Consider the following 20675-nt stretch of genomic DNA (forward strand, 5'->3'; position numbering starts at 1 on the left):
ACGTCCGTCAGCGGGAAACGTGCCTGAAAAAATTGTATGTGATTCAGTTCATATAGCATTGCTATAGGTGCTAGGGTAGCGGTTATGAGTTTGGATGGCCAGCTTCCCCCCAAAATGCGACTGCTTCGTGCGGCGGCGGAGTTGTTGGCGAAATCCGCGGGAGCTCCTGTCTCCACCCGCCAGATCACGCAGCTGGCGGGGGTCTCGGCTCCCACGCTTTACCACCACTTCGGTGACAAGGAAGGCCTTTTCGACGCCGTCGTCGCCGCAGGGTTTGAAGAGTATGTAGCGGGCGAAAGGGATTTTGCCCCCTCCGGACACCCGCTCGAGGATATCCGGAGAATGTGGGACAACCACGTGCAGTTCGGGCTTAACCAGCCGGAGCTGTACCTGGTGATGTTCGGCAATATCCGCCCGGAGAACCGCCCGGCCATCGTTGCAGATGCTGAGGCGCTGATGGAGGAGATGCTGAACAAGGCAGCGGCGGCGGGCCAGCTGAACGTCCAGCCCAGGGAAGCAGCCAGGTCCATCCTGGCCGCCAACGTGGGCGTGACGCTGATGCTGATTGCGGAGCCCGCCTCCGAACGGAACCTCGAACTGTCCACCATGACCCGGGATGCCATGATTTTCGCGGTGTCAGCCGAGCCCGCCAGCGGGGCGGCGCCGGAGGACACCGGAAAATCCTCGGTGGTGGTGGCCGCGATCGCCCTGAACGCCGCACTTCAGGCCTCGCACTCGGACCAGCTCTCCAGCTCGGAACTCAAACTCTTCCTCGAATGGCTTCACCGCATCTCGGCCAGCCCGGCAGGCTGAAAAACGCCAGAACGTCCAGCAGTACGTCGTCGTAAATATCGGACCATCCTGCGCAGCCGCAGGAATGACGGTTAGGAAATCACATGGCAACAGAGACAGTTGCAAAACCCCGCACCAGCGCGCGCGTGCACGTCCAAAAGTTCGGGACTTTCCTGTCCGGAATGATCATGCCCAACATCGGCGCCTTTATTGCCTGGGGCCTGATTACCGCCCTCTTCATCGAAAAGGGCTGGATCCCCGTCCCCGAACTGGGCGGCTTCGGCACCAACGCCGCGGGTGTAAAGAACCTTGGCCTTGTTGACCCCATGATCAAATACCTGCTGCCACTCCTGATCGCCTACACCGGCGGCCGGATGGTCTATGACGTCCGTGGCGGCGTGGTGGGCGCGATCGGCACCATGGGTGTGATCGTGGGTGCCGGCATCCCCATGTTCATCGGTGCCATGATCATGGGCCCGCTGGGCGGCTGGACCATGAAGAAGCTCGACTCCCTCTGGGACGGCAAAATCCGCCCCGGCTTCGAAATGCTCGTTAACAACTTCTCCGCGGGCATCTGGGGTGCTTTATTGGCCATGCTGGGCTTCTACGGCATCTCGCCGCTGGTTACCGCCTTCAGTACCGGCGCCGGCAACGTGGTGCAGTTCCTGGTCAACAACGGCCTGCTGCCACTGACGAGCATTTTCATTGAGCCTGCCAAGGTGTTGTTCCTGAACAACGCCATCAACCACGGCGTGCTCACTCCGCTGGGCATCCAGCAGTCGCTGGACCAGGGCAAGTCCATCCTGTTCCTGCTCGAAGCCAACCCCGGCCCGGGACTTGGACTTCTGCTCGCCTACATGTTCTTCGGAAAAGGGGCGGCCAAGGCCTCCGCACCCGGTGCGGCCATCATCCATTTCCTGGGCGGCATCCACGAGATCTACTTCCCGTATGTCCTCATGCGCCCGCTGCTGATCCTGGCCACCATTGCCGGCGGCATGACGGGCATCGCCACCCTGGCCATCACCAATTCCGGCCTGGTGGCGCCGTCCGCTCCGGGATCCATTATCGCCGTCCTCGCCCAGACCTCACGTGACAGCTACGTCGGGGTGGTCCTGGCGGTGCTCCTGGCCACGGCGGTCTCCTTCCTGGTTGCCTCGGTCATCCTGAAGACCACCAAGCACAGCGATGAGGTCGACTTGAACGACGCCACCTCCCGCATGGAGCAGATGAAGGGCAAGAAGAGCTCTGTGGCTTCCACCCTCACCGGTACCGGCGCAGCTGCCGGGGCAGGCGGAGTGGGCGTCCTCGCCGGCCCGGTGCGCAACATCGTGTTCGCGTGCGACGCCGGTATGGGCTCCAGTGCCATGGGCGCCTCCGTGCTGCGGAACAAGATCAAGGCTGCCGGGTTCCCGGAGGTCAAGGTCACCAATGCCTCCATCGCCAACCTCAGCGACACCTACGACGTTGTGGTCACCCACCAGGACCTCACCGAACGGGCAAAGCCGGCAACGTCCAGTGCAGTCCACTATTCCGTGGACAACTTCATGAACAGCCCCCGGTATGACGAAATCGTTGAGCTGGTCCGGGATAGCAACACCGAGGGCAGCACGGCAACCGAGGGCCCCGACGCCGGTGCGGGGACCCCCGGCGGAGCGTCAGCCTCAGGATCTGCAAGGGGTCCTGCGGCCGGAGCAGCAGCCGCGGGTACCGCCGTCGGAAGTTCCGAAACCGAAGCCTCAGGGGCGGGCACGGGCGAGATCCTGGCCCGGGAGAGCGTGGTGCTCAACGGTTCGGCCACTACCCGTGACGCCGCCATCGACGAAGCCGGCCGGCTCCTGCTGGCCCGCGGCGCCGTGGATGAGGACTACGTCCGGGCCATGCACGAGCGCGAACAGTCCGTATCCACCTACATGGGCAGCTTCCTGGCCATCCCGCACGGAACCAACGCCGCCAAGGACCACATCCGCAAGTCCGCGGTGTCCGTGATCCGCTACCCGCAAGGCATCGACTGGAACGGCAAGCAGGTCAAGTTCGTGGTGGGCGTTGCCGGCATCAACAACGAGCACCTGCACATCCTGTCCTCCATCGCGAAGGTCTTCACCAACAAGGAGCAGGTGGCCCGGCTGGAGGCGGCAACGTCCGAGGACGAGATCCTGGAACTCTTCGGAAAGGTCAACGCATAGTGAAGGCAGTACATTTCGGGGCCGGAAACATCGGGCGCGGCTTTGTGGGCCTGCTCCTGCACGACGCCGGCTATGAGCTGGTGTTCGCCGACGTCGCCGAGGAGCTGATCAACCAGCTCTCGGCGGCGGACAGCTACGCCGTGCACGAGGTGGGCGAAAACCCGGCCGTGCGGACCGTGGACAACTTCCGGGCGTTGAACTCCACCACCCAGGAAGCTGAGCTCGTCGAGGAAATCGCGACGGCGGATATCGTCACCACCGCCGTGGGGCCGCACATCCTCAAGTTTGTGGCTCCGGTGATCGCCAAGGGCATCGTTTCCAGGGCTCCCGGCCTGGCACCGCTGCAGGTGATGGCCTGCGAGAACGCGATCAACGCTACGGACATCCTGGCCAAGGATGTGGCCTCCCAGCCGGGGGCCGCAGCAGGCACGCTGGACGGGAAGGCAGTTTTCGCGAACACGGCGGTGGACCGGATCGTGCCCAACCAGGAAGCCGGCCAGGGCCTCGACGTCACTGTTGAAACCTTCTATGAATGGGTCATTGACCGCACAGCCTTCGGTGATTCCGCGCCGGTAATTCCGGGGGCCACGTTTGTGGATGAGCTCTCGCCATACATTGAGCGGAAGCTGTTTACGGTGAACACGGGCCACGCCTCTGCCGCCTACCTTGGGTTCGAAGCGGGCCTGGAGAAAATTTCTGATGCCATGGCGGACCAGGACGTTGCCGAGGACGTGCGGGCCGTGCTGGAGGAGACCAAGCAGCTCCTGGTCAGCAAGCACGGCTTCAGCAACGACGAGCAGGAGGCCTACGTCCAGAAGATCCTGGTCCGGTTCTCCAACCCGTACCTGCCGGACACGGTGAACCGGGTGGGCCGCGCACCACTGCGGAAGCTGAGCCGGCACGAGCGGTTCATCGGCCCGGCCGCCGAACTCGCCGAACGGGGTGTGGTTCCGGAGGCGCTGCTTGGCGCCATCGCGGCAGCCCTGCGCTTCAACGACCCCGCCGACACCGAGGCAACCGAACTGGCTGACATCCTGGCAGCCGGCAACCCCGCCGACGCCACGGCCAAAATTACGGGCCTGGAGCCGGAGCACCCGCTGTTCAACGCCGTGGCCACGCTGGTGGAGGAACGCCAGGCGGAGATGACCCGCACACCTGCCTGACCACAGTCCCCAATCACGACGCCGGCACTCTCCTGGGTGCCGGCGTCGTTCTGTGTGCTCTCTCCCACTTAGCCCCGAATGCGGCCCCTTCCTCCCCGACCCCCGCTCACTTGTGGCCGCCTTTTTCACCGACGCCCGCTCACTCCTGTGCAAGGCTGGGCTGGTGACCAATAGCCAAGCTGCCTTGCCCTTTCTCCTGACGGTCGACGTCGACGGCCGGACCTTCCGCCTGCGCCACGCCTCGCCCTCCGACCTGCCGGCCATCGTGAGCCTGCTCGCGGACGATTCCTTGGGCTCCGGGCGCGAACGTACCGAGGACCTGGCACCCTACGAACACGCCTTCGAGGCGATCGACGCCGACCCCTCCCACTTGCTCATCGTGGGGGAGCTGCTCCCAGGCGGAGGAGGGGAAACGGCTGTTGTTGCGACTTTCCAGCTCAGCTTCCTGCCCGGCATTTCGCGGCGGGGAGCCTGGCGCTCGCAGATTGAGGCGGTGCGGGTGGCGGACAGCCTCCGCGGCAATGGCATCGGCAACGTGATGGTGCAGTGGGCCATCGATGAGTCCCGCCGCCGCGGCTGTGCGCTGATGCAGCTGACCACGCACAAAACGCGCCTTGCCGCACACCGGTTCTACGAGCGGCTCGGTTTCGAAGCCAGCCACGAAGGCATGAAGCTGACACTCTGAGCCTTGCCCCTTAGGCAGCCTAACTGTTAGGCTGCCTAACGATGAATAAAAAAACCGATGATGAGGAGCTGCACGCGCTTGCCGGAGACTTCCGCGAGGCCCTCCGCCACAGCGTGTACCTGGTGCGCAGGCTCGATGCCGAAGGTCAACTCAGCGCAGCCCAGCTCAGCACCCTGAAGATGCTGCTGGACGACGCCGTGCGGGTGGGGGAGATCGCACGGAACCTTGGCGTCCGCGTGCCCAGCGCCACCGAGCAGATCATCAAGCTGGAGCGGGCAGGACTTGCCCGGCGCGAACCCGACCCGGACGACTCGCGTGCCGTCCGGGTGGTGCTCACCGCGGAGGGCCGCGCCGCCGTCGACTCCGCCAATGCCCGCCGCAATGCCGTCATGGCCGGCATCCTCAGCTCCCTGACCGAGCAGGACCGGCAGGCCCTGGCGGCCGCCCTACCCGTCATCGGAAAAATCAACGCGTCACTGCAGCAATGACGCACGCATCCCTTTAGGAGCAAACCTTCATGAACGCCCCAGCAGACACACTGCCGGCAGCAGAAGCAACCCTGAAGGCCGAAAAGGCCTCATTCCTCAGGAAACCAAAGGCGGTATGGGCCACAGCCCTGGCCGCCGTTTTTGCGTTTATGGGCATCGGACTGGTGGACCCCATCCTGCCCGCCATCGCCACCAACCTTGATGCCAGCCCCAGCGAGGTGTCCTTGCTCTTCACCAGCTACTTCCTGGTGACAGCCGTGGCAATGCTGATTACGGGCTTCGTTTCCTCCCGCATCGGCGGCAAGAAGACCCTGCTGATCGGGCTCGCCGTCATCGTGGTGTTTTCCTCACTCTCCGGCCTGTCCGGCAGTGTGGGGGAGCTGGTGGGCTTCCGGGCCGGCTGGGGGCTGGGCAACGCCCTGTTTGTTGCCACGGCACTGGCCGTGATCGTCGGCGTGGCCAGCGGCGGGGCCGGTACGGCGATCATCCTCTACGAGGCCGCGCTGGGACTTGGCATTTCGCTGGGCCCGCTCCTGGGGGCCCTGCTGGGCGGCTGGCAGTGGCGCGCGCCGTTCTTCGGCACTGCGGCCCTGATGGCTGCCGCCTTTGTGGCCCTGATGGTGCTGCTCCCCAGGACTCCGCTGCCCGAGCGGAAAGTCCGCCTGCGCGATCCCCTGCTGGCACTGGGTCATAAGGGACTGCGCGCCACCGCCTTCAGCGGTCTGTTCTACAACTACGGCTTCTTCACCATCCTCGCGTTCACACCGTTCATCCTGGGCATGGACGCCTACGGGATCGGCGGGGTGTTTTTCGGCTGGGGTGTGGCCGTGGCCGTCTTTTCCGTGTTCGTGGCGCCCGTGCTGCAGAACCGCTTCGGGGCCACCAAGGTCCTGGCCGGAACCCTCCTGGCCCTGATGCTCACCCTTGTTGGGCTGGGACTGGCCGCCGGGCACTCGGTGCCTGCCGTCGTCGTCCTGGTAGTGCTCTCCGGGGCCCTGCTGGGCATCAACAACACGATTTACACCGAGCTGGCCATGGGTGTTTCCGATTCGCCCCGCCCGGTGGCGTCCTCCGGCTACAACTTCGTGCGCTGGATGGGCGGTGCCCTGGCTCCCTTCGCCGCAGCCCAGCTGGGTGAGCACTTCGGTCCGCAGGTCCCGTTCTTAGCCGGCGCAGTGGCCATGGTGGTGGCCATTGGTGTTGCCCTCACCGGCCGGAAGTACCTGGCAGCGCACGAGCCGCACGTCGTCTAACCGCTACCCGCCCCGTAAAACAGCGAAACCCTCCGTCACGCCATGTGATGGAGGGTTTGCTGTTTAGCGGCGGAAGGTGATGGGGCGTTGCTAGGCCTTTTTGGAGCCCTTTGCCACGAACAGCGTCTCCGCCTGCTCCAGTGACATCCCGTTGGTCTCCGGCACCTTGAACATCACAAAGAAGAACGACGCCGCCGCGAACAGTGCATACATGGCGTACGTGAGCGGCAGCGAACCGGCAGCCATCACCGGGAAGCTCAGGGTGATGGCAAAGTTTGCCACCCACTGCGCGGCCGCGGCCAGGCCCAGTGCCCGGGCGCGGATCCGTGACGGGAAGATCTCGCCCAGCAGCACCCACACCAGCGGGCCCCAGGACGCGCCAAAGCTGACCACAAAAACGTTGGCGGCAACCAGGGCCACCGGGCCCCAGGCGCCCGGCAGGGAGATGTTCTCGCCGGAACCCACTGCCGAGGAAAACGCCAGCGCCATGGCGCCCAAGGACACGGCCATGCCTACTGAGCCTGCCAGCAGGATGGGCCGACGGCCGATCCGGTCCACCAGGGCGATCGCCACTAGGGTGACCAGGATGTTCGTGATGGAGGTGGCCACCGAGATGGCGAGCGAGTCCTTTTCCTGGAAGCCCACCGCCTTCCACAGGGTGGTGGAGTAGTAGAAGATCACGTTGATGCCCACGAACTGCTGCAGGACGGACAGGATGATGCCCACCCAGACCACTGCCTGCAGGCCGAACGCCTTGCCGCGCAGTGAGCCCTTCTGGCCGGCGAGCTTGTCCTCCTCAATGGCTTCTCGGATCTCCCGGATGTGCCGGTCGGTGTCCTCCGCCGGGGCGATCGAATCAAACACCGTCCGCGCCTCGTCCTCCTTGCCCAGGAACACCAGGAACCGCGGGGATTCGGGCAGGGTGTAGGCAACCCAGCCGTACACCACGGCGGGCACTGCGGCGGCCAGGAACATCCAGCGCCAGGCCTCGATCCCCAGCCAGAAGGACTGGTCGGCGCCGCCGGCGGTGGTGGCGAACAGCGCGTCGGAGAGCAGCGCGGCGAAGATGCCTGTGGTGATGGCGAGCTGCTGCAGAGAGGCCAGGCGGCCGCGGACCTTGCGGGGCGAGATCTCCGAGATGTAGGCGGGCGCGATCACCGAGGCCAGGCCAATGCCCAGCCCGCCCACCAGGCGCCAGAAGATCAGGTCCCAGACGCTGAAGGCAAAGCCGGTGCCGATGGCGCTGACCAGGAACAGCAGCGCTCCCAGCTTCATGGCGGGGATGCGGCCATACCGGTCGGCTACCTTTCCAGCCAGGTAGGCGCCGGCTGCGCAACCCAGCAGGGCTATGGCCACGGCAAAGCCCGTCACGGCCTCGGACAGCGCGAACTCATCCTTCATGGCATCCACGGCGCCGTTGACCACGGACGAGTCGAAGCCGAACAGGAATCCGCCCACCGCGCCTGCAAGCGCCAGCCAGATCACCCGCCGCGGTATCTGGGCGGTTGTCTGCTCCTGGGCAGTGGGCATGGTTCTCCCTTGGTCTGGGGTTGGGTGGATGCGGTGCGGACGTCGTCGGCTGCCGAACCGGCCACCTGGCCGGCGCACTCGCGCTGTACAGTGTTCCACGCCACCGCGAACTCTTCCAGTCAGCAGGGTTCCAGTTGAGTGTCCCGCAACCACCCAAGGAGCGAGGACGACGGCGGGCCGGGCCGCCGTCGTCCTCGCTCCATAGGCAGGGCGCACCTGGGGCAGGAACGCAGAAACCCTCCTGCGCAAAGGCAGTAGGGTTTCTGCGGAAGCGGCCCCAAGTGAGCGGGCATATGGATGAGAAGCTAGTGCACTGCGGCCGGCTCCTGCGGGGCAACCTTCGGGTCCGAGAGCTTCTTGTTCGGCAGCGCGAAGCTGATGAGGAAGGCGATTCCAGTCAGCACGGCTGCCGTGAGCATCACGGCGTCGATCGCGTAGGCGAAGCCCTCCGTGATGGGGCGGGTCAAGGTGCTGTTGGCGGTGTGGAGCCAGCTGGTGTCGTTGAGGGAGTCGTTGGACGCTCCGTTCTGGAAGAACTCGTAGAGCTTGGCATTGGCGGGATCGGCTGCCACGGCGGGGTCCCGCAAGACGGCCTGGTAGTCCGCGCTGGCCATGGCCGACTTCATGCTGTCCGCGATCCGGCTGGCCGCCAAACTGAAGAGCATGGAGATGAACACGGCGGTGCCCACGGCGCCGCCCATGGAGCGGAAGAACGCCGCCGAGGACGTGCCCACACCCATGTCGCGGCGCGGCACGGATACCTGCATGGCCAGGGTGAGCGGCTGCATGCAGAAGCCCAGTCCCATGCCGAAGAACACTGCGATCACGCCGGGAACCCACAGGCCCGTGTCCACGCCCAGGGACAGTCCCATCACGGCGGCGGCGGCGGTGAGGATGGCCGTGCCCATGACGGGGAAGATCCGGTAGGTGCCGGAGGATGAAATGGTGCGCCCGGCGGTGATGGAGCCGGTGAGGATGCCCACCGTGAACGTGATCATCATCAGGCCGGCCTCGGTGGGAGTGAGGCCCTTGACCAGCTGCAGGTACATCGGGACCATGGCGATGGCACCGAACATGCCGATACCGATGATGAAGTTCAGCAGCGACGACAGGCCGAAGGTGGCGTTCCGGAAGAGCCGCAGCGGGATCAGGGCGTAGTCGCCGGCGCGCTTCTCGGCGAGCAGGAACCAGGCGATGCCCACCACGCCCAGGCCGTAGCACAGGAACGAGTTCAGGGAAGCCCAGCCCCAGGTACGGCCCTGCTCGGCCACCAGCAGGAGCGGCACGATGGCCAGGGTGATGGCGGCCGCGCCCCAGTAGTCGATTTTCTGCTTCACGTGCTTGGCCGGCAGGTGCAGGAACAGGAACACCACCGCCAGTGCTGCCAAGCCGATGGGCAGGTTGATAAAGAACACCCAGCGCCAGCCGTCAAAGCCCAGGATGTTGGCCGAACCGGCGAACGCGCCGCCCACTACCGGGCCAAGCACCGAGGAGATGCCGAAGACGGACATGAAGTAGCCCTGGTACTTGGCCCGGTCCTTCAGGGACACAATGTCACCGATGATGGTCAGTGCGAGTGCAAGCAGGCCGCCGGCGCCCAGGCCTTGGACGCCGCGGGCAATGGCGAGTTCGGTCATGGAGTGGACCGAGCCGGCATACAGGGAGCCTGCCAGGAAGATGATGATGGCTGCCAGGTACAGCGGGCGGCGGCCGAAGATGTCGCTCAGCTTGCCGTACAGCGGGGTGCTTACAGTGGACGTGATGAGGTACGCCGTGGTGGCCCAGGCCTGGAGCGAGAGCCCGTCCAGGTCGTTGGCGATGGTGTAGATGGACGTGGACACAATGGTCTGGTCCAGCGAGGCCAGGAACATGCCCAGCATCAGGCCCACCATTACGGTGACGATTTGGCGCTGCGTGAGGGTTTCTCCGGCGGCGCGCGCGGCAGGGGGTTGGGACATAGGTGCTCCAGGGAAGAATTTCGCTTTGATAGTTGCTTTCAGTAACTATCTTACGCCGGGACCTATTCCCTGGAACCGGAAGTTGTTTTCGTGGGCCTTAGCGCTCCACGAGGATCCCGTCCGGATCGCACCAGATGGCGGCACCCGAACGGATGGTCACGCCGTCAATCTCCACGTCGACATCAACCTCGCCCGCCCCGGCTTTCGCGCTCTTGCGGGGGTTGCTGCCCAGGGCTTTGACGCCCAGATCCAGGGCCGCAATCGCCTCGCGGTCCCGGATGGCTCCATTAATCACGACGCCGGCCCAGCCGTTGGCCACGGCACTCTCAGCGATCATGTCCCCCATCAGCGCCGTGCCCAGCGAGCCGCCGCCGTCCACCACCAGCACATTGCCGTTGCCCGGGGTGGCCAAGGTGGACTTCACCAGGGCGTTGTCCTGGAAGCAGCGGATGGTCCTTACCGTACCGCTGAAGTGCGAGCGGCCGCCCAGTGACTGGAACTGCAAGGACACCGAGGCCAGCTCGTCCCCGCGTTCGTCGTACAGGTCTGCGGTGTTGACCGCGGTACCGGCCGTTCCGGGGGTGGACGCTGTGCTCATGTGGTTCTCCTTGATGCTCCGGCCGTAGTTAATGTCTTCCGCCCGCTATCAAAACCCCGGCGGCAGGGTTACGCCCACGATAGTCTGATTCCCTAGCCAACCAGCCGTATGGGGGAAAACGCCATGAGCCTGTCCAATACTCCAGCTCCCCCTGACCACGGCACCGGACCGGACGGTCCGCCTGCGGCATTCGCCGAGCCCACACGCATGGTCAAGCCCCGCTGGGTCACCGGACTCGTCCTGGTCAACGTGGGGATCAACTGCGCCTTTTTCGGCCCCATCAACATCTTTATTGGCCAGCAGGCCATCAGTATCGACGAGCCCAGCAAGGAAGCGGTTCTTTCCCTTGCCACCGCCTGCGGCGCGGCAGTCTCACTGGTGGCGAATCCGCTGTTCGGAGCGCTTTCGGACCGCACCACGTCCGGTTTCGGCCGCCGGGCGCCCTGGGTGCTGGCCGGTGCGGTGCTGGCTGCCATCGCGCTTCTGGCAATGTCAGGCGCCACTACGGTGGCTCTCATGGTGGCCTTCTGGTGCGTGGTCCAGCTCGGGGCGAACGCGGCCTACGCAGCCATCACTGCCGCGGTTCCGGACCGGGTGCCGGTGCTCCAGCGCGGCAAGGTAGGCGGGCTCGCCGCCATGGGCCAGACGCTGGGTATCCTCACGGGCGCCGTGTTTGGAGCCGTGGTGTCCGGCAACTTCATGGTGGGCTACTGGCTGTGCGCCGCCGCCCTGCTGCTTTCCGTCATCCCATATCTGATACACCGCGATGATCCTGTGCTGCGCAAGGGTGCCCTGCCCCGGTTCCCGCTGGTTGCTTTCCTCCGGGGGTTTTGGATCAGCCCCCGGCTGTACCCGGATTTTGCCTGGGCCGGGCTGACCCGTTTCCTGGTCAATGTGGGCAACCAGCTCACCATCGTCTACCTGCTCTTTTTCCTGCGCGACGTCCTGAAGCATGAGGACCCCGCGGCCGGAGTGCTGGTCCTCACCGGCATTTACGCGCTGATGGTGATGATTACTGCCGTGGTGGCGGGCCCCTGGAGCGACCGGGTGGGCCGCCGAAAGCCGTTTGTGATCGGGTCTTCCGCCATCATTGCCTTGGCCGGCCTGATCCTGGCCTTCTTTCCTGTCTGGCCCGGGGCCTTGGCCGGCGCTGCCGTATTGGGCGTCGGCTTCGGGGCCTACGTCGCGGTGGACTACGCGCTGCTGACGCAGGTCCTGCCCGTGGCGCTGGACCGGGGAAAGGATATGGGCATCATCAATGTGGCCAACTCCCTGCCCCAAGTGGTGGCGCCCGCACTGGCTTTGGCTGCTGTTACCTCCTGGGGCGGCTACCGCTCACTGTTCCTCGCTGCGGCGGTCATCGGCCTGCTCGGGGCTGTTTTCGTGGTGATGATCAAGGGTGTCCGCTGACCTGCCGGGCCACCGGAAGTAAGCCGCCTGACTAAATACGCCACATGGCTGTGCCGTATAGTTGAGCCGGATCGCAGGCGGTCCGGGATGGGGGACGCTCCTGGCTGCTGCCCGTCAAAACACAACCCGGAATACAGATGCCTGAGACTCTTCCAGACCATCCGCCCATGGCCGCCATGCCCTCTGCCCCGCGCCAGCGGCTGCGCTATTCACGCATGCTTGAAGCGGCCGGCAGTTTTGCCCGCAAGGGCCTGGACTCTGTGGACCTGGCTGAGGTGGCGGCCAAGGCCGACGTTCCCCTGGGTACGGTCTACCGCTACTTCCCCACCCCAACGCACCTGATGCTCGCGCTCTACCGGCACCAGCTCGGCGAGCTGCAGGCTGCAGGGCGTGCCACTGCAGCCAGGTTCCGTGGGCGCGCGCTGGGCGGCCTGGTGATGGAGATCTTCCACATGCGGGTGATGCAGCCGGCCGTGGAGCAGTGCCTGAGCCGCGGCGTGTATCTTCCGGACCGGGACACCACCACCCTGCTGCGCGAGATCGACGCGCTGGGCGAAAAAGTGGTGGCCACAGCCTGCGGCGACGCCATTGTGGCCCGGGTGCTCCTGCTGACAGTCACTGGTCTGGTCCAGTCCGTCCGGAACCGCCGGCTGTCCCTCTTTGAAGCCGAAGAAGACCTCAAAAAGGCCTGTGCACGGCTCGCTCCGGCCGCCGAGGGCAGCTACACACTCCACCAAAGCGCGTAACAGGTCTAGACCAATTGCCCATTAAATCGGGCTTATTGCCGTGGCGTGGGTCACAAAGGGCCGTGAAGAAACGTTTTAGCATAACCAGCTTCCGTCAAATCGCCCCCGGGTGACCTTTTCCGCTGTCTACCATGGGGAACGGAGCAGCAGGGAGCATCCCCGACGCTCCCACGGACCCGCCACCCCTGGGTAATCCGCCGCACCTCTTCCAATGCCTCAGGTCCATTCGGGCCTGAGCCCCATGTGCCGTGTGACCACGGCGAGCACCAGGAGACAACGACGTGTCCATTGACGCAATTGCAGCCATTGACAACTCCGCAGCCACCGCGCTGACCGAAGCCGAGATCTTCGACGCACACCAGGGCGGCAAGCTCTCCATCGCCAGCACGGTCCCGCTGTCCAACAAGCGCGACCTGTCCATCGCCTACACTCCCGGGGTGGCCGAGGTCAGCCGTGCCATCCACGCCAAGCCGGAACTGGCCCGCACCCTCACCTGGGCCGAGCGCCTGGTGGTAGTGGTCAGCGACGGCACCGCCGTCCTGGGCCTGGGCAACATCGGCGCCAGCGCCTCGCTGCCCGTGATGGAGGGCAAGTCCGCCCTGTTCAAGACCTTCGGTGACCTCGATTCCATTCCGCTGGTCCTCAACACCACCGACGTGGACGAAATCGTGGAGACCCTGGTCCGCCTGCGCCCCAGCTTCGGCGCCGTCAACCTCGAGGACATCTCCGCACCCCGCTGCTTCGAGCTGGAGGAAAAGCTCATCGAGGCCCTGGACTGCCCGGTGATGCACGATGACCAGCACGGTACCGCCGTGGTTGCCCTCGCCGCGCTGACCAACGCCGCCAAGGTGACCGGCCGCGAACTGGACAGCCTGCGCGTGGTGGTCTCCGGCGCAGGCGCGGCTGGAATTGCCGTCGCGGAAATCCTGCTGGCCGCCGGCATCACCGATGTGGTCCTGCTGGACTCCCGCGGGATCATCAACTCCGGCCGCAAGGACCTCGCCGCGGACCCGGCCAGCAAGAAGGCTGACATCGCCGGCCGCAGCAACCCCCGCGGAGTGGAAGGCGGACCGGCCGAGGCCCTCGCCGGAGCCGACGTCTTCATCGGAGTCTCCTCCTCCAAGCTGGCCGAAGAGCACCTCGCCCTGATGAACCAGGACGCCATCGTCTTCGCGCTCTCCAACCCGGACCCCGAGGTCCTGCCCGAGGTCGCCGTGAAGTACGCCGCCGTGGTGGCCACCGGCCGCAGCGACTTCCCCAACCAGATCAACAACGTGCTGGCCTTCCCGGGCATCTTCCGCGGCGCCCTGGACGCCGGTGCCCGCCGCATCACCCCGGCCATGAAGCTCGCCGCGGCTTACGCCATCGCCGACCTTGCCGCGGAAGACCTTTCCGCGGACTACATCGTGCCCAGCCCGCTCGATCCGAGGGTCGCCCCCGCTGTCACGGCAGCCGTTGCCGCCGCGGTGGAAGCAAAGTAGCGCACATTCCCCTAACGGAATGTACGACGGCGGTGCCTCCCCTGCGCGGGAGGCGCCGCCGTCGGGGTTAAAGGGGTGCGAACCATAGACTGGGATCCATGAACTCCGAAACCACGGTGACCATCCTGTGCGGCCTTGCAATTCTGGTCGGCGTGGCCGGCACTGTCATCCCCGTGCTCCCGGGCAGCATCCTGATCGGCGCCAGCCTCCTCGCCTGGGCCATCTGGGGCGGTGCCGGCACGGCAGGCTGGGTGGTGTTCGCCGTTGCCATGGTGTTTGTGGTGGCAGGAATGGCTGCCAGTGCCGTGCTCACGGGCCGGAAGCTGAAGGAACACGCCATTCCCAGCCGGAGCATCGCTGCCGCGCTGGTAGCCGGTGTGGTGGGAATGTTCATCATCCCCGTGGTGGGATTGTTCGTTGGCTTCGCCGCCGGCCTCCTGCTCGGCGAACTCCTCCGGACCCGGAATCTGGGACGCGCGGCGACCTCCAGTTGGGCCGCCCTGAAGGCCACGGGTTTGGGCATGCTCGCCGAGTTCGGCCTGGCCTGCCTGGCGGCCAGCACCTGGGTGATAGGCGTATGGGTTGCGGCCGCCAACGGCTGAAATGCTTGCGGCGCGGATGTGCAGGGCGTAGAACGGCTGCATGACAGAGCCTACTTCAGCACGCGAACACGTACAGGCCTGGATGGACAAGTACCAGGCGGCGTGGACCACCAACCGGCCAGAGGACATCCGCGCCCTCTTCACGGAAGACGCTGTGTACGAAACACGGCCTAATGATCCGCACGCCTGGAAGGGGCAGGACGGCATCGTTGAGGCCTGGCTCGCCGCCCGGGATGAACCGGACGACTGGGAGTTCAGCTGGGAGCTGCTGGGCACCGACGGTGATACCGCCTTTGTCCAGGGTGTCACTACCTATTCGGGTGGCCGGCCCACGTACGACAACCTCTGGGTCATCAGGCTGGACCCGGGTGGCCGCGCCTCAGCCTTCACGGAATGGTTCATGGAGCGGGGCTGAGTCAGAGGCCCAGGCCTCCGAGCTTGTCCCCGAGACCGCCAGGAAGTTTTGCCAGCAGCTCGGCCGGGCTGATTCCCAGCTTGGACAGCAGGTCTGCGTGCTGGTCGGTGTCCACCCGGTCCGGCAGTTCCGACTCCGCTTGTGTGGCCTTGTCGTTGTTTCCCTGTTTCCGGAGGAGCTCGAGGATCTGGGACTTGTCGATCTGCATGACGTTCTCCTTTGCTGATGGCGGAACTACTAAGGGTGCTTACCACCCTTCCGGAAAACGGCCGCCGGGACAAGGGGCCTGTGCCAGTGAGCCTGTTTCCGCGGGAGTTGGCGGAGCTGCCCGTCCAGGCGGACGTCGCGGTTAGCATGGAAAGATGACTGCCGGGGACCCTGCACCGATCTACTGGGACAGCCGCGACCTCACGCCGTTCGGCGAGCCCCAGTTGCGCACACCAGTCCACGACCTTGCCGGGGGAGTAGGCGGCCTGCTCACCGGCGTCCTCGGCGGACGCCACCCGGCGCTGCTCACCGTGGATGGGGAGATTCCGCGGCTCAAGCGGATGCTGCCCAAGCCTGCCAAGGCCGTGCACGAGGCCGTCTTCACCAGCCGCGAGCCTGAGCGCCTCATCACCCTGGCCCGCTCCTACCCCGGCTGGGCCGGACTCTGCTACCTCATGTCCGGGCTGCTCGTGTACAAGCACGGCGGCTACCTGCGTGCCTCGGAACTGCTGCAGCGCGGGCTCACCACCAGGAACGACGACGAAGCGAACCGCTACTCGTCCACGTACCTCACCAGGATCGTCACCCGGATCGAACTCGCAGAGCGCGTGGAGATCCCCGTCCTGTTCAGTGAGGAGTCAGTGTTCCTGGCGCTCGCACACTCGTTCCGCGAGACGGGACGTACGGAGGCCGCGGTGGACGCCCTGGCCGGGCTGCCGCCGTCGCTCCCCATGGCTTTGGCGCGCTGCTCGCTGGCGCTGACCCTGGGCCGTAGCCGGACCGTCATTGACTGGACCGAAGGCCTGCTCAACGCCGACGATCTGTCCGCCGCGCTGCTGCTGGTGCGGGCGCGGGCCCTGCGGCGGGAGGGCCGGTTCGAGGCTGCGCACCAGGCGCTTGCCGAGGTTCTGCGCCGGCGCAAGACACACCTGACCCTGCGCAATGACGCCCTCACGGACCGGGCACTGCTGGTGCTGGACTCCAGCAGGCGCTCGCTCAACCCCCGCGACTGGGGACGGCGCCGCGAGGACCCAGTCCCGCAGAAGGAGATCGCCGCGCCCGTGCCCATCCGCAAGGACGAGGAGATGCGGCGGATCTGGGAACAGGACTGGAAGAAGCTCAGCGACGAGTAAGGCCCCTACGCCGCGGCGAAGGCCGGCAGCAGCTGCTCGCCGAGCAGTACCGCGCCCAGCAGCACCATGATCACGCCGCTGGCGAGGGTCACCAGGCGGGCCGCTCCCGGGCGGCTTTGCAGCAGCGTGCGGGACAGCAGGGCAACGGCCGTGTAAACAAGCCCCGCCAGCAGCACAAACGTCATCCCCAGCAGGCCCGACTGCACCGGCACGGGAAGTGAGGCATCGGCGCTCACGAACTGGGGGACCAGCGCCACGTAGAAGAGCAGGCCCTTGGGGTTGATCCCGCTGGTTCCCATACCTTGGAGGAACGTCCGGAGCGGGCTGGTGCCGTCGCTGCCTCCGCGCCCGGCGCCCGCCGTAAAGCTGGCCCCGCGCCAGGAACGAAGCGTGGTGATACCGAGCCACACCAGGTAGGCCGCGCCAGCCAGGGTGATCCAGCCCAGGACCCCGGGCAGCCCCGTGAGCAGGGCAGCCAGGCCCGCCACCAGCAGCACCGTGTGCAGGATATAGCCGCCGCAGAGCCCTGCCACCGCCGGCACAAAACTCCGCTGCCTGAGCCCGGCCGCAATAGAGTACGCCCAGTCCACGCCGGGTGTGCACGCCAGGGCGGCGGCCACCAGCACAAAGGCCAAAAACAGCTCGGGATTCATTCTTTCTCCTGCCACGTGGTGCGTCAGGACAAACCCTAGATAGTTTCAGCGCAGAAGTGCTCTCCTTTTTCGCTGCACAGTAGGGCCCCGCGGTAAGGTTCTTGCGTGATTGACCATATTGACAGAAATATCTTGCGTCACCTGAAGGACGATGGCCGGATGACCGCCACCGCGCTCGCGGCGAAGGTGGGTTTGACGGTGGCACCGTGCCACCGGCGGCTGCGCGACCTGGAGCAATCGGGTGTGATCCGCGGCTACCGGGCGGACATAGATCCCTCCGCCGTGGGGCTGGGCTTCGAGGCAATCGTGTTTGTCACCCTGCGCCAGGTGGACCGGGCCACCATGGAGGTCTTCGAAAACCGGGTGGCGGAGAATCCGAACGTGGTGGAGGCTCAGCGGCTCTTTGGCTCACCGGACTACCTGCTGAAGGTCATCGCGGAAGACCTGCCCGCCTACCAGCGCTTCTACGACGCCCAGCTCACGTCGCTGCCCGGCGTGGAACGGTTGACGTCCACCCTGGTGATGAAGAACCTGAAGTCCAACGCCGGCCCGCCGGTGTAGGGCGTTGCCTAGCTGACCGGCCGGACGTGGACGATGATCACCTGGGTGTCCTTGCCGCCGTCGTACCGCAGGTCGTAGTTGACATCAAGCCCTGTTGACCTGCCGGAGGTGATGGAGAAGTCGCTTTTGGAGGCCGGGTCCGCCTGGGTGCTGCTGATCCAGTCCTCGGCCGAGTCCGCTGAGATGCCGTACCGGTTAACGCCGTCCCGAATGAGCTCGAAGTACTCTTCGGGCGTGTCCGCCGTGAGGAAGTATGTGACTTCGGTGAAATCGCTGCGTTTGTCCGTGGTGTTGAAGCGGATGCGGTCCGTCTCGCCGCTGATCTCTCCCGTTGGGGCGGTGATGGTCAGGCTGATTTTGCCCGAGTCCCGGGTGTTGATTTCGGGCCCGTAGCTGTCCTGCGTCACCCGGACCGCTTCCTTGCTGAGCCGTCCCGACGTCATGTCCAGCTTGGCGGTTTTTGAGTCGCGGATCGCCGCCACGCCGGCCGCGTCCAGAGTGGAGTATTCGGAGGTGTTCACGGTGCTCCCTTGAGTGGTTGGTTCGGTGGCCGGCGTACTGTTCTGGCATCCAGCCAAGGCGCAGCCTGCGGCGAGGGTAAGGAGGACGACGGCGGCCTGCCGCCTGACGCGGCCGGTTGCACTGTCCAGGGATGGGGTCACTGGTGGACCTCCGCGTCGAAGCCGTCCAGGAAGCGGTCCATGATGCCGGGGATGTTGTTGGTGGGCCGGTACTGTTCCACCCTGTCATCAAAATCCGAGGCAATAATTTGCTGCGCGCGGTCAGGATCGGTGGCCAGCAGGTCTTGGTAAGCCGGCAGGGTGTCCTGCTGGATGAGTGCCCAGCGCTGGTCCGCATCGGAGATGTTGCCGGCGGGAAAGCCCGTGGTGAAATCGGTGCGGAACTGCGTGGGGTTGTCCCAGTTGGTGAAGGGCACGTTTTCCGGCCCCGGACTTTCCACGCTGAAGGTGAAGGGGAACACTTCCGCATAGCTCTTCGCACCGGGTATGGAGGGCTCGCCGGCCAGTGTCACCATGTAGGTCACGGCCTCGCCGCCCGGGTGGTTGCGCATGGTGTCGTAGTCGTCGGCGATGATCTCGTTCTGCTCCCGGTGAAGCAGGGCTATGTTGCCCTCCCGGACAAGTTCCGGGTCGCCCGTATCGATCTTTGCCCACTCTTCCGCGGTACCGGGATCTATGGCGCCGGAGTCACGCAACCTGTTGATCTCGTCCAGGCCCCCGTCCATATACGCCTGGTGCTGGCGGGCCTGGTCCAGGAAAATCTCCTTGTTCATGTCCAGCATGCTGGTTTCGTAGAAGCGGATTTCCTGGTCCGTCATCCCTGCAAGCTGCTCGATCTGGTCCAGGACGGGGAGTGGAATGTTCGACGCGGGGTTGTCCGCGATCTGCTGGGCGAGGTCCCGGAGCATGGCCATATCCCTGAAGCCGCCGGCGAAGGACGGCCCAATCATGTTCGCCATGCCGGCCCACTGCAGATCCGGGTTGGCAAGGTAGGCCTGGCCGTAGAAGTCGTAAACCTTCTTGATGGTTTCCCAGTTGTATTCGGTGCCCTTTGACGTGTCCCAGTCCTGCAGGTCAATGCCCATGTCCAGCATGGCCAGCTGGTTCCAGTAGGAACTGAGGAAGTCCCTGTATGCCTTGGAGTTCGTGGTGATCAGGCCCGAATCTGCCGCAGCGTCCATGGCAGCCTTGGCAGCGTCCGGGTTCGCCAGGGCCCACTGTTTGAATTCGTCGCTCTGGAGGTATTCGCGGCGTTCCTCCGGCGTCATGGCATTCAGCGTGTCTGTCAGGTCCTGGGCTGTACCGGTGCCGCCGCCGGAACTGCCGCCCAGCCCCCCGCTGGAACTGCCGCCCGGCCCCCCGCCGGAACTGCCGGAGCCGCCGCTGGTGCTGGCCTTTTCCTGCTCGTCGGCGTTGGCCAGCAGCGCTTTCGATGCCGATTCCAGCCCTGCCGTTGCGGACCGGAGCAGCTTCTGGTGGGCGGAGGTCCACTCGCTGCGGAAGCGGTCGCCGTCGTGCCCTCTCCACGCCGTAGAGGTGATGCTGCTGCCGAGCTGCTGGCTTAGGGCGTTCAGCCGGTTGGCGCCGCCGGCAAGGTCCTTGGCCAGCTGCCGGAGCTGCGCCACGTCAGCGCCGTAAAAATTCCCCGCCATGTTTCCCCCCGTTTGGACTCCCGTGCCAGCCTAACCGCCGCCCGCTCAAGTGGCGATGGGGAGGGCTCCCCGCCCGTGGCTAGTCCGCCAGCAAGCCGGTGGTCCGGTAGGGGATGACTTCGCGGAGGAACATGCTGGTGGAGGTCCGGACGATGCCGGGGCACAGCCTGATTTCCTCGGAAACCCGGTAAAGGTCATCCGGGCTGGTGGCCACCACGCGGATCAGCAGGTCGGTGTCGCCTGCCGGCGCATGGCATTCGAGGACTTCGGGAATCTTCCGGAGCGCCGCGATGGCCTCGTTGAGGTGGCTCTGGTCCAGCTCCGCGCTGACCGCGGCTGCCACGCCCCTTCCGAGGGCAGCCGGAAGCACCCTGCTGCTGTTGGGCCGCAGGGCTCCCGAGGCCGTCATCCGCTCCAGCCTGCTCTGGACCGTGCCCCGCGCCAGGCCCAGTCGCTGTGCCAGCACCATGATGGGAACGCGGGGATCTTCGTCCAGGGCATTCAGGATCCGCTTGTCCGTAGCATCCAGTTCCTGCAATCTGATCATTTCCTGTCGGTGGGAACCTCGAAGGTTAGTCAGACTGATCAATCGAAGTTCGGGTGGTTGCCCCAACCGTAGGGTGTCTGCTCAAATTGTGGCAACA

21 protein-coding genes are annotated in these 20675 nt (G+C 65.5%); 13 read left to right on the forward strand and 8 right to left on the reverse strand.

The genetic code is table 11. The features are described from left to right. Nucleotides 1-84 precede the first annotated feature (84 nt). The 6 genes from QF038_RS21885 (at nucleotide 85) to QF038_RS21910 (ending at nucleotide 6564) form a co-directional block, all read left to right on the forward strand. On the forward strand, nucleotides 85-813 hold the full coding sequence (locus QF038_RS21885) for a TetR/AcrR family transcriptional regulator (RefSeq protein WP_307613298.1): 729 nt from the start codon (nucleotides 85-87) through the stop codon (nucleotides 811-813). An 83-nt stretch (nucleotides 814-896) separates the two neighbouring features. Further along, nucleotides 897-2975, forward strand: a complete 2079-nt coding sequence (locus tag QF038_RS21890) for a PTS mannitol transporter subunit IICBA (protein WP_307613300.1) — start codon at nucleotides 897-899, stop codon at nucleotides 2973-2975. Then, nucleotides 2975-4138, forward strand: a complete 1164-nt coding sequence (locus QF038_RS21895; RefSeq protein ID WP_307613301.1) for a mannitol-1-phosphate 5-dehydrogenase — start codon at nucleotides 2975-2977, stop codon at nucleotides 4136-4138. The genes QF038_RS21890 and QF038_RS21895 overlap by 1 nt, the downstream gene beginning before the upstream one ends. A 160-nt stretch (nucleotides 4139-4298) precedes the next feature. Then, complete coding sequence (locus tag QF038_RS21900) at nucleotides 4299-4823, forward strand: N-acetyltransferase family protein (RefSeq protein WP_373461666.1); 525 nt, start codon at nucleotides 4299-4301, stop codon at nucleotides 4821-4823. Nucleotides 4824-4864: 41 nt separating this feature from the next. Next, a complete protein-coding gene (locus QF038_RS21905) occupies nucleotides 4865-5311 on the forward strand; it encodes a MarR family winged helix-turn-helix transcriptional regulator (RefSeq protein WP_307613303.1) in 447 nt (148 codons plus the stop codon). A 29-nt stretch (nucleotides 5312-5340) separates the two neighbouring features. Beyond that, nucleotides 5341-6564 (forward strand): MFS transporter, encoded by a 1224-nt coding sequence (locus QF038_RS21910; protein WP_307613304.1) that lies wholly within the window; start codon nucleotides 5341-5343, stop codon nucleotides 6562-6564. 90 nt (nucleotides 6565-6654) lie between these two features. Here QF038_RS21910 and QF038_RS21915 read toward each other — a convergent pair whose 3' ends face one another. The 3 genes from QF038_RS21915 to rraA all read right to left on the reverse strand — a co-directional run bounded on the left by QF038_RS21915 (nucleotide 6655) and on the right by rraA (nucleotide 10650). Next, complete coding sequence (locus tag QF038_RS21915; protein ID WP_307613305.1) at nucleotides 6655-8094, reverse strand: sugar porter family MFS transporter; 1440 nt, start codon at nucleotides 8092-8094, stop codon at nucleotides 6655-6657. A gap of 305 nt (nucleotides 8095-8399) precedes the next feature. Then, entirely contained in the window at nucleotides 8400-10052 is a 1653-nt protein-coding gene (locus QF038_RS21920) for an MDR family MFS transporter (RefSeq protein WP_307613306.1), read from the reverse strand. Nucleotides 10053-10149: 97 nt separating this feature from the next. Next, nucleotides 10150-10650: a ribonuclease E activity regulator RraA gene (gene rraA / locus QF038_RS21925; RefSeq protein ID WP_307613308.1), complete on the reverse strand. Its 501-nt coding sequence runs from the start codon at nucleotides 10648-10650 to the stop codon at nucleotides 10150-10152. A 123-nt stretch (nucleotides 10651-10773) separates the two neighbouring features. Between rraA and QF038_RS21930 the strand changes: the two genes are divergently transcribed. The 5 genes from QF038_RS21930 to QF038_RS21950 all read left to right on the forward strand — a co-directional run bounded on the left by QF038_RS21930 (nucleotide 10774) and on the right by QF038_RS21950 (nucleotide 15304). Continuing rightward, a complete protein-coding gene (locus tag QF038_RS21930) occupies nucleotides 10774-12060 on the forward strand; it encodes an MFS transporter (protein ID WP_307613309.1) in 1287 nt (428 codons plus the stop codon). A gap of 137 nt (nucleotides 12061-12197) precedes the next feature. Beyond that, entirely contained in the window at nucleotides 12198-12806 is a 609-nt protein-coding gene (locus tag QF038_RS21935; RefSeq protein WP_307613310.1) for a TetR/AcrR family transcriptional regulator, read from the forward strand. A 281-nt stretch (nucleotides 12807-13087) separates the two neighbouring features. Beyond that, nucleotides 13088-14287: an NADP-dependent malic enzyme gene (locus QF038_RS21940; RefSeq protein ID WP_307613311.1), complete on the forward strand. Its 1200-nt coding sequence runs from the start codon at nucleotides 13088-13090 to the stop codon at nucleotides 14285-14287. Nucleotides 14288-14385: 98 nt separating this feature from the next. After that, entirely contained in the window at nucleotides 14386-14889 is a 504-nt protein-coding gene (locus QF038_RS21945) for a DUF456 domain-containing protein (protein WP_307613312.1), read from the forward strand. Between the two features lie 40 nt (nucleotides 14890-14929). Beyond that, nucleotides 14930-15304 carry a nuclear transport factor 2 family protein gene (locus QF038_RS21950; protein WP_307613313.1) on the forward strand — a complete coding sequence of 125 codons (375 nt, stop codon included), beginning with the start codon at nucleotides 14930-14932 and terminating at the stop codon, nucleotides 15302-15304. A gap of 1 nt (nucleotide 15305) precedes the next feature. Here QF038_RS21950 and QF038_RS21955 read toward each other — a convergent pair whose 3' ends face one another. Then, nucleotides 15306-15512, reverse strand: a complete 207-nt coding sequence (locus QF038_RS21955; protein WP_307613314.1) for a hypothetical protein — start codon at nucleotides 15510-15512, stop codon at nucleotides 15306-15308. 154 nt (nucleotides 15513-15666) lie between these two features. Between QF038_RS21955 and QF038_RS21960 the strand changes: the two genes are divergently transcribed. Further along, nucleotides 15667-16644 carry a hypothetical protein gene (locus QF038_RS21960; RefSeq protein ID WP_307613316.1) on the forward strand — a complete coding sequence of 326 codons (978 nt, stop codon included), beginning with the start codon at nucleotides 15667-15669 and terminating at the stop codon, nucleotides 16642-16644. Between the two features lie 5 nt (nucleotides 16645-16649). Here QF038_RS21960 and QF038_RS21965 read toward each other — a convergent pair whose 3' ends face one another. After that, the gene (locus QF038_RS21965; protein WP_307613317.1) at nucleotides 16650-17297 is read right to left on the reverse strand and encodes a LysE family translocator; all 648 of its coding nucleotides are present in this window, start codon (nucleotides 17295-17297) and stop codon (nucleotides 16650-16652) included. A gap of 105 nt (nucleotides 17298-17402) precedes the next feature. Between QF038_RS21965 and QF038_RS21970 the strand changes: the two genes are divergently transcribed. Further along, entirely contained in the window at nucleotides 17403-17858 is a 456-nt protein-coding gene (locus QF038_RS21970; RefSeq protein WP_307613318.1) for an Lrp/AsnC family transcriptional regulator, read from the forward strand. 8 nt (nucleotides 17859-17866) lie between these two features. On the opposite strand, the gene QF038_RS21975 is transcribed toward QF038_RS21970, so the two are convergent. The 3 genes from QF038_RS21975 to QF038_RS21985 all read right to left on the reverse strand — a co-directional run bounded on the left by QF038_RS21975 (nucleotide 17867) and on the right by QF038_RS21985 (nucleotide 20578). Further along, nucleotides 17867-18520, reverse strand: a complete 654-nt coding sequence (locus QF038_RS21975) for a hypothetical protein (RefSeq protein WP_307613319.1) — start codon at nucleotides 18518-18520, stop codon at nucleotides 17867-17869. Continuing rightward, nucleotides 18517-20031 (reverse strand): WXG100 family type VII secretion target, encoded by a 1515-nt coding sequence (locus QF038_RS21980; RefSeq protein ID WP_307613320.1) that lies wholly within the window; start codon nucleotides 20029-20031, stop codon nucleotides 18517-18519. Before QF038_RS21980 ends, QF038_RS21975 begins: the two co-directional genes overlap by 4 nt. Nucleotides 20032-20110: 79 nt before the next feature. Then, nucleotides 20111-20578 carry an Lrp/AsnC family transcriptional regulator gene (locus tag QF038_RS21985; protein WP_091419606.1) on the reverse strand — a complete coding sequence of 156 codons (468 nt, stop codon included), beginning with the start codon at nucleotides 20576-20578 and terminating at the stop codon, nucleotides 20111-20113. Nucleotides 20579-20675: the final 97 nt, after the last annotated feature.

It is taken from the genome of Pseudarthrobacter sp. W1I19 (assembly GCF_030817835.1).
Lineage (GTDB): Bacteria > Actinomycetota > Actinomycetes > Actinomycetales > Micrococcaceae > Arthrobacter.